Here is a 14,644-nt window from a genome sequence, read left to right as displayed (position 1 = left end):
CGCCGCGCTACTTCCGGCGCCACCAGCGGGTGCGCGTGGACGTGGGCGCGGCGGGCGGGGGAGGCGGCGCCTGGCGCGCTGCCCGCCATCCCCGCACGATCGCCTCGGGGTCGACCCGCTTCACCGGGATCGCCGGCCCGGACGGCGCGCGCAGCCACTCCACGATGCGCCGGTTCAGGTCGGAGACCGTGGCGCGCACGGCCTCCTCGGTGGGCAGGTCGGCCACGCTCTCCGGGAGCCCTTCGGCCTCCTTGCGCAGCTGCAGCGGGGTGGGCAGCAGGGCATCGGACGGCACGTTCTCGCGCTCGATCCAGCCCTTGATCCACCAGTTCTCGTCGTACGGGGCGTCGAGCCCGGGCAGTGGCTTGCCCTTGCCGGGGAGGTCGGCGAAGTCGCCCCGCTCCTCGGCCTTCCGGATCTGCTCGTCGATCCTGGACTCGTGACGGGCCCAGTACGCCTCGTTCGCCATGCTCGCCTCCCCCACCGCCGAAGGTACCCGCCGCGTTCCGCGGAACGCGCCGGGACGAGGATGCGGGACGTGCCCAAACTGATCGAGAGCCCCAGCCGCGTGACGGCGGCGGGCGAGCCGCCGAAGACGATCGACGAGTACGTGGGCCGGGTGAACACCGGCGAGGCCAGGCTGTCGGTCGCCCACATGCGCAGCCCGGCGGGCTGGTCCGAGCCGGGGCAACGCCCCGAGTTCGACGAGTTCACGCTCGTGCTGCGCGGCGCGCTCCGGGTGGAGCACGAGGGCGGCGAGCTGACCGTGACCGCGGGCCAGGCCCTGCACACCGCGGCGGGGGAGTGGGTGCGCTACAGCTCCCCGGCGGCCGAGGGGGCCGAGTACGTCGCGGTCTGCCTGCCCGCCTTCGCCCTGGAGGCGGCGCACCGGGACTGAGGGGACGCGCGGCCGGCTGCTGATCTCAACGAGGGGTACGCCGGCCGCCGAGTGCCAGCGCGCGGTCCGCGGCGATGCGGAGGGAGCACGGCCAGGCGAGCTTGCAGTGCTGGCCGCCAACCGCACACGTGCGGCAGGCGCCGCTGCCGTCGTCCACATGCAGAGCGAGCAGGTTCGCCAGCGCGGTGGGCTGCGCGAGCAGGAACTCAGCGAGTACTTCGATGATGTCGGCGGCCGAGTCTGAGCTCACCGTGACCTGCCTTCCGTGCGCGCATTGCCCTGCCTGCCCGATGACGTCCTCGGTAGGTCCACCGCCGTATCCATGTCGACAGGCGACCGGTGGCCACTCGGTCAGTATGCAATCGATGGGATGACTATGGCAATACATAGTCAATCGTTGGGTTGACTCCATCGCCCGGGTGCGAGCACCATGACCGGGCGTCCATGACAGCTGAGGAGGGGCCCGTGACCGACCACGCCTACAAGGTCCGAGTGCTGGCCGAGGCCGGTGACTGTCCCACCGACGGCACCTGCTTCGTGCTCGGCGAGGTGCTGGCCCGTCCTGGCAAGGTGCAGGCGGTCGCGAAGATCGTCGACGACCCGCGACTGGTCGACGCGTACCGGCACAAGATCGGGTCCGGGGAGATTCTCGTCGAGTTCGAGAAGAGCGACCTCGCGGGAGCGTTCGGCCGGTGATGGATGCTGCCGAGCTGAGCGCGTACATCCGCGCCCACTTCACCCACAGCGCCTATCGCTGGGAACGCCAGCCCGCCTACGAGGTCGCATCCGACGGCAACGATTACGGTCGCTACCTCGCGAACGAACCGGAGCCCACATGGGAGCGGCTCCGGCCGTGGCTGGACCATCTCACGGACGATCGGGCGCGCGGACTGCATCGACATCGCGTCCGGCTCCTGCACGAGCCCCTGCACCCGTATGAGCGCTACGAGTGCGAGTGGGGTTACGCCTTGACGAGCGCGGCCGGCGAGGACGTACGCATACTCCACCCCGGCGAGCACCGGATTCCGGACGACCTGGTCGATCACGACTACTGGCTGCTGGATGACCAGCACGCGGTGCGGATGCACTATTCCGAGAGTGGGCAGTTCCTCGGGGCGAGCGTCGAGCCAGAGCAGGTCGAGGTGTATCGAACCGCCCGACGACTCGTTCTGGGGACCGAGGACCAGCCAGTGGCCGAGGAGTTCGCGACTTGGTGGTCGCGGCATCCTGAGCTGCGCCGAGATCCGGACGGGAAGGTCACCTGATCACTGATGGCACGTGGCAAGCGCAAGGCAAGGGCCGAGCTCGACGAGTTGTCGCGCCTGCTTCTCGACTTGCGCGAACGCGCCGGGCTGATCCAGCCCGATGCGGCGAAGCGAGCTGATATCACGCAGTCGAAACTCTCCCGGGCCGAAACCGGTCGCGGGGTGCCTGACATCGACACCGCGCGCAGGCTGGCTCTCCTCTACAAGGCGACGCCCGAGGAACAGCGGCGGTTGATCGAACTCGTGACGGTGATGAAGCCCGCTCGGCTGGACTCCAGGCTGATCATGCAACGGGGCAAGAACCTGCGGTTCCAGGCCCGGGTCTCCGAGGTCGAGCAGTCGTCCGCTCTGATCCGCGCCTACCAGCCCCACATGATCCTCGGTGCCCTGCAGACCCCCGGTTACGCGCTCGAAGTGTTCACCGCCCACAACGCACGGCCGAGCAGCCCCGCGGATGCCGACCCGCCTGCAGACCTGGCCGCCGTCCGAGCCACCCGCTACCGGCAGATCGCCGACGAAGAGCACCGCCGATGGAGGCTGATCATGACCGAGGCGGCCCTGAACTGGTACGTCGGCTCCCCGACCTTGATGGCCGAGCAGATGGAGCACCTGATCGAGGCCAGCCGACTCCCGAACGTCCGGCTCGGGATCATCCCGACGCGGGCGCGGGCGCGCGTCTTCGCCCCTCACGGCTTCGACATGTACGACTCGCGAGGCGTGTGCATCGGTACCAAGACGGCGACCGCATTGACCACCGAGCCAGGAGACGTCGCCGACTACGACGCGCTCTTCACCGAGCTCGAGAAGATGGCCGTCTACGACGACGACGTGCGCACTCTGATCAGCCGCGCGGCCGGGGAGTACCGGGAGGACGCCGTGGTCTGAGCCGGGTCGGCCGGTATCGGGTGAGTCGACGAGAGCGCCGACTCTCAGCGTTTGATGCCGACGCCACCGAAGTCGTCCACTTCGGGAACGGCGCCGACGTCGACGGGACCCGGCCGCCAACGCGACACCGACACCACACCGGGTTCGACGATCTCCAGCCCGTCGAAGAAGCGCGCGATCCTCTCCGGTGTTCGGTTCACACGCGGGTTCTCACCGCTCTCGTTCCATTGCCGGACCATCTCGTCCATCGCCTCGGGGTAGATGACGTCGGTGTCGTCGCACACGACGAGATGGCTACCCGAGGGCAGCGCATCGACCAGCCGCCCGACGAGTGCGTACGCCTCGTCGTCATCGGTGATGTGGGCGAGGATTCCCAGCAGGATCAGCGCGACAGGTTTGCTGAAATCCAGGGTGTCCGCGGCGGTACGAAGGATCTTGTCGGGTCCACGCAGGTCCGCGTCGATGTAGGCCGTTCGGCCCTCCGGGCTACCGACCAGAAGCGCACGGGCGTGCGCGAGCACCATCGGATCGTGGTCGACGTAGACGATGCTCGATTCGGGCGCCACCGACTGCGCCACCTCATGGGTGTTGTTCGCGGTGGGGAGACCGGTGCCGACGTCGAGGAACTGGCGTATCCCGGCCTCACGGGCCAGATACGTCACCGCACGCACGAGGAACTGCCGCTGGGCGCGGGCGATCTCCACGATGTGCGGGTTCAACCTATTGATCTGATCGCCGACCTCGCGGTCGACAGCGTAGTTGTCCTTGCCGCCTGACCAGTAGTTCCACACCCGAGCAGACTGCGGAACCGTGTTATCGACCGGGAAAGTGCCAGAGGAGCCGTCCGTCACGTGGTGAACCATAGTGGCGGGGCCGGCTGTCCGGACCGCCGTTGGTGTGCGAGCCGCCCGATCACGACCGTCGCGTCCAGCTCCGCCTCCCGCACCACCTGGGCCGTGAGGCCCGCTTCCGCCATCGCCGCGGCCGTGTCCGGGGCCTGGCGATCGCTCGTCTCGATCAGGAGGTACCTGCCGGGGGCGAGCCAGCGGGGAGCGGCGGCGGCAACCCGGCGTTGGATGTCGAGCCCGTCGGCGCCGCCGTCGAGGGCGACGCGGGGCTCGTGCAGGCGGGCCTCGGGCGGCATCAGCCCGACCGCGTCCGTCGGCACGTAGGGGGCGTTGGCCACGAGCACGTCGACGCGGCCGAGCAGCGCGGGGGGTAGCGGGGCGTCGAGGTCGCCCTCGTACACCTGCCCGCCCACGGCGCCGACGTTGCGGCGGGCGCAGCGCACCGCCGCCGGGTCGATGTCAGCGGCGTGCAGTTCGACCCCGGGCACGGCGGCCGCCACCGCGACGCCGACGGCGCCGGAACCGCAGCACAGCTCGACGACGACGGCGCCCGGGCTCGCGCGTGCGGCGGCCTCCCGGGCGAGGAGCTCGGTGCGTCGGCGGGGGACGAAGACACCCGGGTCGACGGCCACGCGCCGCCCGGCGAACTCGGCCCAGCCCAGCACGTGCTCGAGGGGGAGCCCGGCGGCGCGCCGCTCGACCAGGTCGGCCAGCTCGGTGGGGGTGCGGGCGGCGTCGACGAGCAGCCGGGCCTCGTCCTCGGCGAAGACGCAGCCGGCGGCCCTGAGCCGCGCGATGACGTCGGCGAGGGGGGCGGTCGGTTGTATGAGCGAACGATAGCGCCGTGGCCCGAGGACCGGAGCAGCGCGGCGGTCGCGGTACCGTCTCCGGATGCTCGCCCGCGCCTTGGGTATCGCGCGCTCGCTGGTCATCTACCACGGGCAGCCCGCCAAGCACCGCCGCGCGGTGCGTCTCTACGGGGAGTTCCTCGGCCCGGGCGATGTCGCCTTCGACATCGGTGCCCACGTCGGCGGCCGGGTGCGCACCTGGCGGCGGCTGGGGGCGCGCGTCGTGGCCGTCGAGCCCCAGCCGGACTGCCTGCGCGTGCTGCGGCTGCTCTTCGGGCGGGACCGCGAGGTGACGATCGAGCCGCGCGCGGTCGGCGCGGAGGTGGGTCGGGCCCGGCTCGGGGTGTCGACGGCGACGCCAACGGTGTCGTCGATGTCGAAGGACTGGCGGGAGTCGGTGGTCGCCGACCGCAGCTTCGCCCGGGTGCGGTGGGACCGCTCCGTCGACGTGGAGGTCAGCACCCTCGACGAGCTGATCGCCACGTACGGCATGCCGGCCTTCTGCAAGATCGACGTCGAGGGCTTCGAGGCGGACGTGCTGGCCGGGCTCTCCCGGCCGCTGCCCGCGCTGTCGTTCGAGTACCTGCCGCCCACGCACGAACGGTCCCTCGCCGTGCTGGCTCGGGTGCAGGAGCTGGGCGACTATCGGTACAACTACTCGCCCGTCGAGACCATGCGCTTCGCCTCCGACCACTGGCTCGAGGCCCCGGACCTGGTCGCGCTCCTCGATCGGGTCCGGCCCCTCGGGCGTTCGGGCGACGTCTACGCCCGCCTCGCGGACGGGAGCGAGTAGCGAACCGTCCCGCACCCTCCCCCATTCGGGGTATGGTTCTTCGTTCGTCCGAAATCTCGACGTCGAGCGGAGCAACCGGAGGATGGTGACGATCACGCCGGTGCGGGCCGGCACGGTCAGCGTGCTGACCGTCAGCGGGGAGATCGACCTCACCTCGGGCCCGCGCCTGCGCGCCGCGCTGGACGAGATCCTCGACGAGCGGGGTGCCCGGGCCCCGAAGGGCATCGTGGTCGACCTGACGGCGGTGAGCTTCCTGTCCTCGGCTGGCCTTGCGGTGCTCGTCGACGCGCACGAGCACGCCACGCAGCGGGGGATCGCGCTGAAGGTCGTGATCGACGGCGGGGGCTCGGCGGTGGCCCGCGCCTTCCAGGCGGCCGCCATCCACGAGCACCTGAACCTGCACCACACCCTGGGCGACGCCCTCCTCGACGGCGACGGTCACCGCGCTCCCTGACCCGATCTGCAAAGGGTTGCAGGAGTCGACCCCTGCGTAGGCTGCGCGTTTCGGTACGCGGAAGGGCTCCGCGATGCAAATGCCTGAAAAGTTCGGCAAGGGTTGTTGACGCAGCGGCAGGCCCTTTGACCTAATGGGCGCGAGCCGGCCGGCCGGTGGGATCGACGAGGATCTGGATGGAGGCGCCCCTGTGACGGCGCTAGGTGAGGACGTCCGTCCCCCGGCAGCTTCCGGCCCCGCGCCACCTCCGGCCCCGCCGTCGTTGCGGCGGAGGCTGCTCGACCGGCTCCCGTACCTCTCCGACGGCAAGGCCGCCTACCTGTTCCTCGCGCCGTGGTTCCTCGGGCTCGGGTTGATCACGGCCGGGCCGATCGCGGCGTCGTTCTACCTGTCGTTCACCGACTACAGCCTGCTGGCCGCGCCGGAGTGGGTCGGGCTCGACAACTTCACGCGCATGGTGTCCGACCCGCGCTTCTACAAGGCGCTCGAGGTCACGTTCACCTACGTGCTCGTGTCGGTGCCGCTGCAACTGGCGTTCGCCCTCGGCCTCGCGATGGTGCTGGACAGGGGGCTGCGCGGGCTCGCGCTGTACCGGTCCATCTACTACCTGCCCTCGCTGCTGGGCTCGAGCGTGGCCGTCGCGGTGCTCTGGCGGCAGATGTTCGGCACCGACGGGCTCGTCAACACGCTGCTGCGGGCCGTCGGCGTGGTCGACCCGCCGGGCTGGGTGTCCACGCCCGCGTACGCGCTGGGCACCCTGATCGTCCTCAACGTGTGGACGTTCGGCTCGCCGATGGTGATCTTCCTGGCCGGGCTTCGGCAGGTCCCGCAGATGTACTACGAGGCTGCGGCGATCGACGGGGCAGGCCGCGCCCGCCGGTTCTTCTCGATCACGCTGCCGCTGCTGTCGCCGATCATCTTCTTCAACCTCGTGCTGCAGCTGATCGGGTCGTTCCAGACGTTCACGCAGGCGTTCATCGTGAGCGGCGGCTCCGGCGGCCCGGCCGACTCGACGCTGTTCTACACGCTCTACCTCTACCAACGCGGCTTCGGCAACTTCGACATGGGATACGCGTCGGCGCTCGCGTGGGTGCTGCTCATGATCGTCGCGCTGCTCACGGCCGTGAACTTCCTGGCCTCGAAGTACTGGGTGTTCTATGGCGACGACTGAGCGGTCCCGCGGGCGGCCCCGGCTGCTGGCCCACCTCGGCCTGATCCTCTTCGGCCTGGTGATGCTCTACCCGCTGATCTGGACGCTGTCGAGCTCGTTCAAGCCGACGAACGAGATCTTCTCCAGCCCCGGCCTGTGGTCGGACCACTTCACGGCCGCGAACTACGCCGAGGGCTGGACGGCGCTCGCCCACCCGTTCCACCGCTACATCCTCAACTCGCTCGTGGTGGTGGCCGGCTCGATCATCGGCAACCTGCTGGCGTGCTCGCTGGCCGCGTACGCGTTCGCGCGGCTGGAGTTCCGCTACAAGCGGCTGTGGTTCGCGGTCATGCTCGGCACGATCATGCTGCCGATCCACGTCGTGATCGTGCCGCAGTACATCCTGTTCTCGCAGCTGGACTGGATCAACACCTACTGGCCGCTGATCGTGCCGAAGCTGCTCGCCACCGACGCGTTCTTCGTGTTCCTGATGGTGCAGTTCATCCGCGGCATCCCGCGTGAGCTCGACGAGGCCGCGCGCATCGACGGCTGTGGCCACACGGGCATCTTCTGGCGGATCATCATGCCGATGTCGCTGCCGGCGCTGGCCACCACGGCGATCTTCACGTTCATCTGGACCTGGAACGACTTCTTCAGCCAGCTGATCTTCCTGACCGACCCGGACATGTACACGGTGCCGGTGGCGCTGCGGACGTTCGTCGACGCCACCAGCCAGACCCCGTGGGGTCCGGTCTTCGCGATGTCCATCGTGGCCCTCGGGCCGATCTTCGGGTTCTTCCTCGCCGGGCAGCGCTACCTCGTCCGAGGCATCGCGACCACCGGCCTCAAGTGAGAAGGGAAGCTGACATGCGGGGACGGCGAGCACTCGGGGCCGCGGCGGTGGCCTTCGCGTTGCTGCTCAGCGGCTGCGGCGGCGGGGGCGACGAGGGCGGCCCGGTCACGTTGCGGTTCTCGTGGTGGGGGAGCGACCCGCGCCACGAGTACACGCAGAAGATCATCGACCTCTACCAGTCCGAGCACCCCGGCGTCACGATCGAGCCGTCCTTCACTGGGTTCGGCGACTACTGGGACCGGCTCGCCACCGAGGTCGCGGGCGGCGGCGCCCCGGACGTCATGCAGCAGGAGACGCGCTACGTCCGCGAGTACGCCGACCGCGGGGCGCTGCTCGACCTCAACCAGTACGTGCCGGGCACCATCCACACCGAGGCGCTCGACCCCTCCGTCATGCAGACGGGTGTGATCGAGGGCGAGATGTTCGCGATCCCGATCGGCATCAACGCCCACGCCGTGGTCGCGGACCCGCAGGTGTTCGCGGATGCCGGCGTGCCGATGCCGGACGACGCCACCTGGACCTACGACGACATGATCGCCACCGCCACCGCGGTGGCGAACGCCGCCCCCGACGGCACCTGGGGCTACCAGATGACCACGGCGATCGACACCAGCTTCGAGATCTTCGCCCGGCAGCGCGGGGAGGCCCTGTTCAACGAGCAGGGCGACCTCGGGTTCACCCGGCAGACGCTGGTGGACTGGTGGGGCCACCAGCTGCGGTTCCACGAGACGGGCGGTGCCCCGCCCGCCGCGCAGACGGTGGAGCTGGAGGCCGCGGACATCGACGGCTCGCTGTTCTCGACCCACCAGGGCGCCCTCGGCACCGCGTGGAGCAACCAGCTGCTCGCGCTCGACGAGGTGTCCGGACGCGAGCTGCAGCTGCTGCGGTTCCCCGGTGAGAACGCCGAGCGGCAGGCCGGGATGTACTTCAAGCCCGCCCAGTTCTGGTCGGCGAGCGCGCAGACCGAGCACCCGGAGGAGGCCGCCCGCTTCATCGACTTCCTCCTCAACGACCCCCGCGTCGCCGACCTCATGCTGAGCGAACGCGGCCTGCCCGTGAACGTCGAGCAGCGCGAGCGGATCCTCGCCAAGCTGACGCCCGCCGACCAGCAGGCCGCCGCGTTCCTGGAGGAGATCGAGCCCGACATCGCGCCCCCGCCGCCGCTGCCCCCGCAGGGCGCCGGGGAGGTGCAGGGGATCATGCAGCAGCTCAACGAGCAGGTGCTCTTCGGCCAGCTGTCGGTGGAGCAGGCGGCCGACGCGTTCATGGAGCAGGTGAACGCGGCGACGACCTGAGGCCCCGTCTCCGCTCAACGCCTCATCTGCTGGACGGGCGGCACGTTCGTACGATAGAGCGGGGCGAGGGTGCCGTTCGTTCGGAGGCGCTACTCGGTGTCACCGGTTCGCGTGCAGCCGCGCCGGCCCTGCCGCCGCGATGTCGATGTCCTTGCTCTCCGGGGCGGCGAGGAACGCGATCAGGGAGATCAGGCAGAGGGCGCCGATGTAGGCGGCGACGACCCACGGTGCGCCGCCCGCCGCGGCCACCAGCGCGGCCGCGATGAGCGGGGTGAACCCGGCCAGGGCGGCGCCGATCTCCCGGGACGTGGCGAAGCCGCTGTAGCGCACCCGTGCGCCGAAGAGCTCCGCGTAGAACGCGGGCTGCACCGCGATCACCGGGGCCCACCCGAACGCGGTGGCGACGACGAGCGCGAGCACGATGAGCACCGGTTGCCCGGTCTGCAGGAGCAGGAAGAACGGGAAGATGAACACCGCGGTGAACACCATGGAGAACACGTTGAGCGGCTTGCGGCCGATGCGGTCGGACAGGGCCCCGTACACGGGTTGCAATGCGATCACGATCAGCCCGAAGATGATCACGCCGGTCAGCACGGTGCTGCGGTCGATGCCGAGCGTGCTGGTGGCGTAGGAGACGGTGAAGGTGGCGTACAGGTAGGCGCACGCCGTGTCGCCGATGTGCGCGCCGACGCCGATGAGCATGTTGCGCGGGTAGGTGCGCAGCGTCTCCAGGACGGGCAGCTTGATCACCTGCTGTTCGGCGGCCATCGCCCGGAACACCGGCGACTCCTCCACGCGCAGGCGCACGTACAGCGCCACCCCGATCATCAGGAAGCTCGCCAGGAACGGCACCCGCCATCCCCACGACAGCAGCTGTTCCTCGGGGAGCAGGCCGACCAGCAGGAACGACACGGTGGCCAGTACCAGCCCGATCTGCACCCCGAGCTGGGCGAACGAGCAGTAGTAGCCGCGCCGGTGCTGCGGCGCGTGCTCGGCGAGCAGGGTGGAGGCGCCACCGAACTCGGCCCCGGCGCCCAGCCCCTGCAGCACGCGCAGCAGCACGAGCAGGGTCGGAGCCCAGACGCCGATCGTGTCGTAGGTCGGCAGCAACCCGATGACGCCGGTGGACAGGCCCATGACGAGCGTGGTCAGGATCAGCGTGGCCCGGCGCCCGATGCGGTCGCCGATGTGCCCGAACAGGATTCCGCCGAGCGGCCGGAACACGAAGCCGACGCCGAACGTGGCGAACGCGGTGATCGTGCCGATGACCGGATCGGCCTGGGGGAAGAACAGCTTGTTGAACACGAGCGCCGCGGCGGTGCCGTAGATGAAGAAGTCATACCACTCGAGTGCCGTGCCGACGAGCGCGCCGAGGACGACTCTCCGCAGCCCACGCGGCTCGGTCTTCCCGCCGGTTCCCCCGGTGCCCGGTCGGGGTCCCTCGCCGGTGGAACGAGTGGTCATGTCGTCTCCCTCGGTGCTCGCCGATGAGCGCCAGTTCCGCTAAGCGGAACGACATTTCCGCGTCGAACCGGACGATACGCCCAGACGGGGTAGGCCGCGAGCCGGGGGCGCCACATGCGGCGGTTGACATGGATCCGCGGCGGCCCCTAGGGTCTGTAACGCGTTACTGAAAAGCGTTACACCCACGGCGACGAAGCCTCGGGAGGTCGGATTTGCCGCCCCGTACGCCCGCAACGCACACGACATCCGCGCCGGGGATAGACCCGGCGCCCGACCCGGAGAGCGCCGGTGACAGGTCCCCAGACGGCTCCAAGGTGTGCGTCGACAACGTCTCGGTGCGCCTGGGGGGCAACCAGATCCTCGACGGGATCTCGCTCGAGGTCGCCGCGCACGAGTTCGTCTGCATCATCGGCACCTCGGGGGGCGGGAAGACCACGCTCCTGCGCAGCGTCGGCGGGCTCCTGCCGCTGTCGGGCGGGGCGGTCAGCCTCGACGGCGAGCCGGTCGTGGGGCCCACCCCGCGCATCGCGATGGTCTTCCAGCACTTCGGGCTCTTCCCGTGGAAGACGGTGCGCACCAACGTCGAGTACGGCCTGCGCGTCCAGGGCCGCGTCACCGGCGACACGGGCGAGCGCGTCGACCGGCTGCTGCGGATCATGAACCTCGGCCACTGCGCGGATCACTACCCGCACCAGCTCTCCGGCGGGATGAAGCAGCGCGTCGGCATCGCCCGCGCGCTCGCCGTCGAGCCCGAGCTGCTGCTGCTCGACGAGCCGTTCAGCGCCGTCGACGCGATCACCCGCGAGCTCTTGCAGAACGAGGTGCTCGAGCTCTGGGAGCGCAGTGCCGACATGACCGGCGTGCTGATCACCCACGACATCGACGAGGCCATCCTCATGGCCGACCGGGTCGTCGTGATCGCGGGCCCGCCCGGGCGGATCTCGCTCGAGGTGCCGGTGGACATCCCGCGGCCGCGCAGCGCCCGCTCCGTGCGGACCCACCCCGACTACCCGCAGCTGCGCGACACCCTGTGGAACGCGCTCCAGGCCGGGGACGGGTCATGACGGCCCCCGCCGTGACGGCGGCGCCGCCCGCCGCGCCGAAGAGGACGGTCCGGGTGCGGCGCGGCCTGACACCCGCCCGGCGCTGGGCGCTGCGCCTGTCCTCCCTGGTCATCATCACCGTCGCGTGGGAGCTGTACGGGAGCGCGATCAACCCGGTGCTGCTGTCCTCGCCGAGCAAGATCGTCGTGGCGTCGGTCGAGATGATGGCCGACGGCAGCCTGTGGAAGGCGTTCGGCGAGAGCATGGTGGTGTTCACCGTCGGCTCGCTGATCGGGATCGGGGCGGGGCTGGCGATCGGGCTCGTGGCGGGCCGCAGCCAGACCTTCGGCGCGTTCATCGAGCTGCCGCTCAACGCGCTCTACGCCACCCCGTCGGTGGCCCTGATCCCGGTGATCGTCGTCTGGTTCGGGTTCGGGCCCACGGCGAAGACGGTCGTCGTGATGCTGTTCGTGCTGTTCCCGGTGCTGATCAACACCATGCGCGGGGTCCAGGAAGTGGACCGTGGCCTCATCGAGGTGGCCCAGTCCTTCTGCTCCAAAGAGAGCAGGATGTGGATCGACCTGATCTTGCCGTCGGCGCTGCCGTATGTTGTCACCGGCTTGCGCCTGGCCATCGGACGCGCGTTGATCGGTGTGATCGTCGCGGAGTTCTTCACGGCTTTCGCTGGCCTCGGCAATCTGATCGTCACCAACGCCAACAGCTTCCGGACCGACCGCACCTTTGTCCCGATCCTGCTGATCGCGCTGCTCGGCATCACGCTGACAGCGCTGCTCGAGTGGGCCGAGCGCAGAGTCGTGCGGTGGGCAGCAAAGGACTGATCCATGAGACGACTCCGCCCTCTACTCGCCGCCGTTGCCGTCACCGGCCTGCTCGCCGGGTGCGGCGCCTTCGGGGATTCCCCGTCCAGCAGTGCCGAAGGGCCCGACGAGAACGGGCAGCAGACGCTCCGGGTGGGCCTTCCCACCGGGGTCACCAGCTTCGCCAACTCCGACATCGCCGTCGCGACCGAGAAGGGCTTCTTCTCCGAGGTCGGTCTGAACGTCGAGACGCAGAACCTCCGCTCCGGCGTGTCCGTGGTCCAGGGGGTCGTCGCCAACGCCCTCGACATCGGGGGCGCCAGCATCGAGCCCGTCGTGAACGCCTCGGCGGGCGGTGGCGACGTCGCGATCATCGGCGCCTACACCGACAAGCTGACGGTCTCCTCGGTCGCCCCCGCGTCGGTGCAGACCCCGGCCGACCTGCGCGGCCACCAGGTGGGCGTGCAGGAGGTCGGTGCGTTCCGCGAGGTGATGACCCGCCTCGTGCTCCAGTCGGCGGGGCTCACCCCGGACGACGTCGAGTACATCCCGGTCGACGCGCAGTCCTACAACGCCGCGCTGGTGGACGGCCGGATCCAGAACGCGATCCTGCAGACCGAGCAGGCCGTGGCGGTCCAGCGCGACCACCCGGACATGCACGTGATCGCCGAGATGTCCGACATCGTGCCCGAGTACCACTACGGCACCTACTTCGTGTCGCGCCCGTGGCTCGAGGCCAACCGCGACACCGCTGTCAAGTTCCTGACGGCGCTGACCCGGGCCCACCGGTTCATGTACGAGAACAAGGACGAGACCGTCAAGATCGTCGCCAAGACCACCGAGTTCGACGAGGCGGTGATCTCGGAGGCGTACGACCGCCTGCTGGGCAAGCAGGGCGCCTTCCCGGTCAACACCGGGCTCGACAAGGCCCGCATCAAGGCGACGATGCGGCGGATGGAAGCGCTCGGGATCCTCGAGAACCAGGCTCCCGACTACGACCAGCTCGTCGACGCCGGTCCCGTGATCGACGCCGTCGACTCGCTGGGCGTGCAGACCGGAGACGCGCGCTGGCGCTGACTCCACGAGAACCCCGACAGAAAGGCACGGTTCATGACCGACAAGGTTGGCGAGAAGGACTACGTCGACGCGGACGCCAACATCGACCGCAAGCACAACATCCTCGCTCTCTCCTACGCGGAGGTGAAGGAGCGGCTCGCGGAGGGTGGCGACCAGGATGTCGTGATGGTGCCGCTGGGTAGCACCGAGAAGCACGGCGCCCACATCCCGCTGGGTACCGACAGCTACGTGACGATGGAGGTCGTCGAGCGGGCCGCCAAGGCCGCCGACGTCCTGTACTCGCCGCTGGTGCCCTTCGGCTACTCGCCGCACCACATGGGCCGTCACCTCGAGGGTTCGGGCACGATCACGCTGCGGGCCGAGACCTACCGGCGGATCATGAGCGATGTCGCTCGTAGCCTCATCTTCCACGGCTTTCGCAAGATCATCTTCGTCTCGCACCACGGCTCGAACATCAAGCCGATCGACGAGGTGATGCGTCAGCTGCGCTACGACACCGGCGCCTTCATCTCCTACTACAAGACCCCGACCGAGCGGGACGCGTCGGTGGTGCAGGACCTGTTCGAGAACCCGCCGGAGGAGACCCCGGGCTGGCACTCCAGCGAGCTCGAGACCTCGGCACTCATGGCCACCGCCGACGGACTGGTGCACATGGATCGGGCCGTGCAGGACCGGGCGCACGCGCCGGCCTACATGACCGACAAGTTCTCCAAGATCGACGGCACGTCCACGGTGAAGTTCCAGGGCTCGGAGAACATCTGGGTGCCGATGGAGCACCACGAGTACAGCGACACCGCCACCATCGGCAACCCCTTCCGCTCCTCCAGGGAGAAGGGGCTCAAGATGCTCGACCGGATGTCGGCCCACCTCGCCGACTTCGTCAACGAGGCACGCCAGTTCAAGGTCGAGATCACCAACAGCGACTACCCGTCGCGGGCCTGAGGGGCGCCGAG

At 69.6% G+C, this 14,644-nt stretch carries 18 protein-coding genes; 13 read left to right on the top strand and 5 right to left on the bottom strand.

The window, feature by feature from the left end; genetic code table 11:
* Positions 1-7: 7 nt before the first annotated feature.
* Entirely contained in the window at positions 8-469 is a 462-nt protein-coding gene (locus ACU436_RS33235) for a DnaJ family domain-containing protein (protein WP_459031006.1), read from the bottom strand.
* Between the two features lie 60 nt (positions 470-529).
* Here ACU436_RS33235 and ACU436_RS33230 point away from each other — a divergent pair, with 60 nt between their 5' ends.
* On the top strand, positions 530-898 hold the full coding sequence (locus ACU436_RS33230; RefSeq protein WP_459031005.1) for a cupin domain-containing protein: 369 nt from the start codon (positions 530-532) through the stop codon (positions 896-898).
* Between the two features lie 25 nt (positions 899-923).
* On the opposite strand, the gene ACU436_RS33225 is transcribed toward ACU436_RS33230, so the two are convergent.
* The gene (locus ACU436_RS33225; protein WP_459031004.1) at positions 924-1,148 is read right to left on the bottom strand and encodes a hypothetical protein; all 225 of its coding nucleotides are present in this window, start codon (positions 1,146-1,148) and stop codon (positions 924-926) included.
* Positions 1,149-1,363: 215 nt separating this feature from the next.
* Between ACU436_RS33225 and ACU436_RS33220 the strand changes: the two genes are divergently transcribed.
* Genes ACU436_RS33220 through ACU436_RS33210 form a run of 3 tightly spaced genes read left to right on the top strand, consistent with a single transcriptional unit; the run spans position 1,364 to position 3,048 of the window.
* Positions 1,364-1,594: a hypothetical protein gene (locus ACU436_RS33220; protein ID WP_459031003.1), complete on the top strand. Its 231-nt coding sequence runs from the start codon at positions 1,364-1,366 to the stop codon at positions 1,592-1,594.
* Positions 1,594-2,163, top strand: a complete 570-nt coding sequence (locus tag ACU436_RS33215) for a DUF6879 family protein (RefSeq protein WP_459031135.1) — start codon at positions 1,594-1,596, stop codon at positions 2,161-2,163. The genes ACU436_RS33220 and ACU436_RS33215 overlap by 1 nt, the downstream gene beginning before the upstream one ends.
* A gap of 6 nt (positions 2,164-2,169) precedes the next feature.
* Positions 2,170-3,048 carry a helix-turn-helix domain-containing protein gene (locus ACU436_RS33210; protein ID WP_459031002.1) on the top strand — a complete coding sequence of 293 codons (879 nt, stop codon included), beginning with the start codon at positions 2,170-2,172 and terminating at the stop codon, positions 3,046-3,048.
* 44 nt (positions 3,049-3,092) lie between these two features.
* Here the strand turns inward: ACU436_RS33210 and ACU436_RS33205 are convergent, their stop codons facing one another.
* A complete protein-coding gene (locus ACU436_RS33205) occupies positions 3,093-3,899 on the bottom strand; it encodes an SAM-dependent methyltransferase (RefSeq protein WP_459031001.1) in 807 nt (268 codons plus the stop codon).
* Positions 3,896-4,828: a putative protein N(5)-glutamine methyltransferase gene (locus ACU436_RS33200; protein WP_459031000.1), complete on the bottom strand. Its 933-nt coding sequence runs from the start codon at positions 4,826-4,828 to the stop codon at positions 3,896-3,898. The genes ACU436_RS33205 and ACU436_RS33200 overlap by 4 nt, the downstream gene beginning before the upstream one ends.
* Between ACU436_RS33200 and ACU436_RS33195 the strand changes: the two genes are divergently transcribed.
* The 5 genes from ACU436_RS33195 to ACU436_RS33175 all read left to right on the top strand — a co-directional run bounded on the left by ACU436_RS33195 (position 4,788) and on the right by ACU436_RS33175 (position 9,289).
* Positions 4,788-5,537 carry an FkbM family methyltransferase gene (locus ACU436_RS33195; RefSeq protein WP_459030999.1) on the top strand — a complete coding sequence of 250 codons (750 nt, stop codon included), beginning with the start codon at positions 4,788-4,790 and terminating at the stop codon, positions 5,535-5,537. The genes ACU436_RS33200 and ACU436_RS33195 overlap by 41 nt on opposite strands.
* A gap of 82 nt (positions 5,538-5,619) precedes the next feature.
* Positions 5,620-5,991, top strand: a complete 372-nt coding sequence (locus tag ACU436_RS33190) for an STAS domain-containing protein (protein WP_459030998.1) — start codon at positions 5,620-5,622, stop codon at positions 5,989-5,991.
* Positions 5,992-6,181: 190 nt separating this feature from the next.
* Positions 6,182-7,162, top strand: coding sequence for a carbohydrate ABC transporter permease (locus ACU436_RS33185; RefSeq protein ID WP_459030997.1), 981 nt, complete (start codon positions 6,182-6,184; stop codon positions 7,160-7,162).
* On the top strand, positions 7,149-7,994 hold the full coding sequence (locus ACU436_RS33180; RefSeq protein WP_459030996.1) for a carbohydrate ABC transporter permease: 846 nt from the start codon (positions 7,149-7,151) through the stop codon (positions 7,992-7,994). Before ACU436_RS33185 ends, ACU436_RS33180 begins: the two co-directional genes overlap by 14 nt.
* Before the next feature lie 14 nt (positions 7,995-8,008).
* A complete protein-coding gene (locus ACU436_RS33175) occupies positions 8,009-9,289 on the top strand; it encodes an ABC transporter substrate-binding protein (RefSeq protein ID WP_459030995.1) in 1,281 nt (426 codons plus the stop codon).
* 99 nt (positions 9,290-9,388) lie between these two features.
* On the opposite strand, the gene ACU436_RS33170 is transcribed toward ACU436_RS33175, so the two are convergent.
* Entirely contained in the window at positions 9,389-10,753 is a 1,365-nt protein-coding gene (locus ACU436_RS33170; RefSeq protein WP_459030994.1) for an MFS transporter, read from the bottom strand.
* 314 nt (positions 10,754-11,067) lie between these two features.
* Between ACU436_RS33170 and ACU436_RS33165 the strand changes: the two genes are divergently transcribed.
* Genes ACU436_RS33165 through ACU436_RS33150 form a run of 4 tightly spaced genes read left to right on the top strand, consistent with a single transcriptional unit; the run spans position 11,068 to position 14,633 of the window.
* Complete coding sequence (locus tag ACU436_RS33165; RefSeq protein WP_459030993.1) at positions 11,068-11,817, top strand: ABC transporter ATP-binding protein; 750 nt, start codon at positions 11,068-11,070, stop codon at positions 11,815-11,817.
* A complete protein-coding gene (locus ACU436_RS33160; protein WP_459030992.1) occupies positions 11,814-12,635 on the top strand; it encodes an ABC transporter permease in 822 nt (273 codons plus the stop codon). The genes ACU436_RS33165 and ACU436_RS33160 overlap by 4 nt, the downstream gene beginning before the upstream one ends.
* Before the next feature lie 3 nt (positions 12,636-12,638).
* Positions 12,639-13,691, top strand: a complete 1,053-nt coding sequence (locus ACU436_RS33155) for an ABC transporter substrate-binding protein (RefSeq protein ID WP_459030991.1) — start codon at positions 12,639-12,641, stop codon at positions 13,689-13,691.
* A 33-nt stretch (positions 13,692-13,724) separates the two neighbouring features.
* On the top strand, positions 13,725-14,633 hold the full coding sequence (locus ACU436_RS33150; protein ID WP_459030990.1) for a creatininase family protein: 909 nt from the start codon (positions 13,725-13,727) through the stop codon (positions 14,631-14,633).
* The last annotated feature ends 11 nt before the right edge of the window (positions 14,634-14,644 follow it).

It is taken from the genome of Pseudonocardia wallangbongensis (assembly GCF_054486945.1).
Note: the sequence above shows the minus strand (reverse complement) of the source record. Positions and strands in the feature narration are given on the sequence as shown.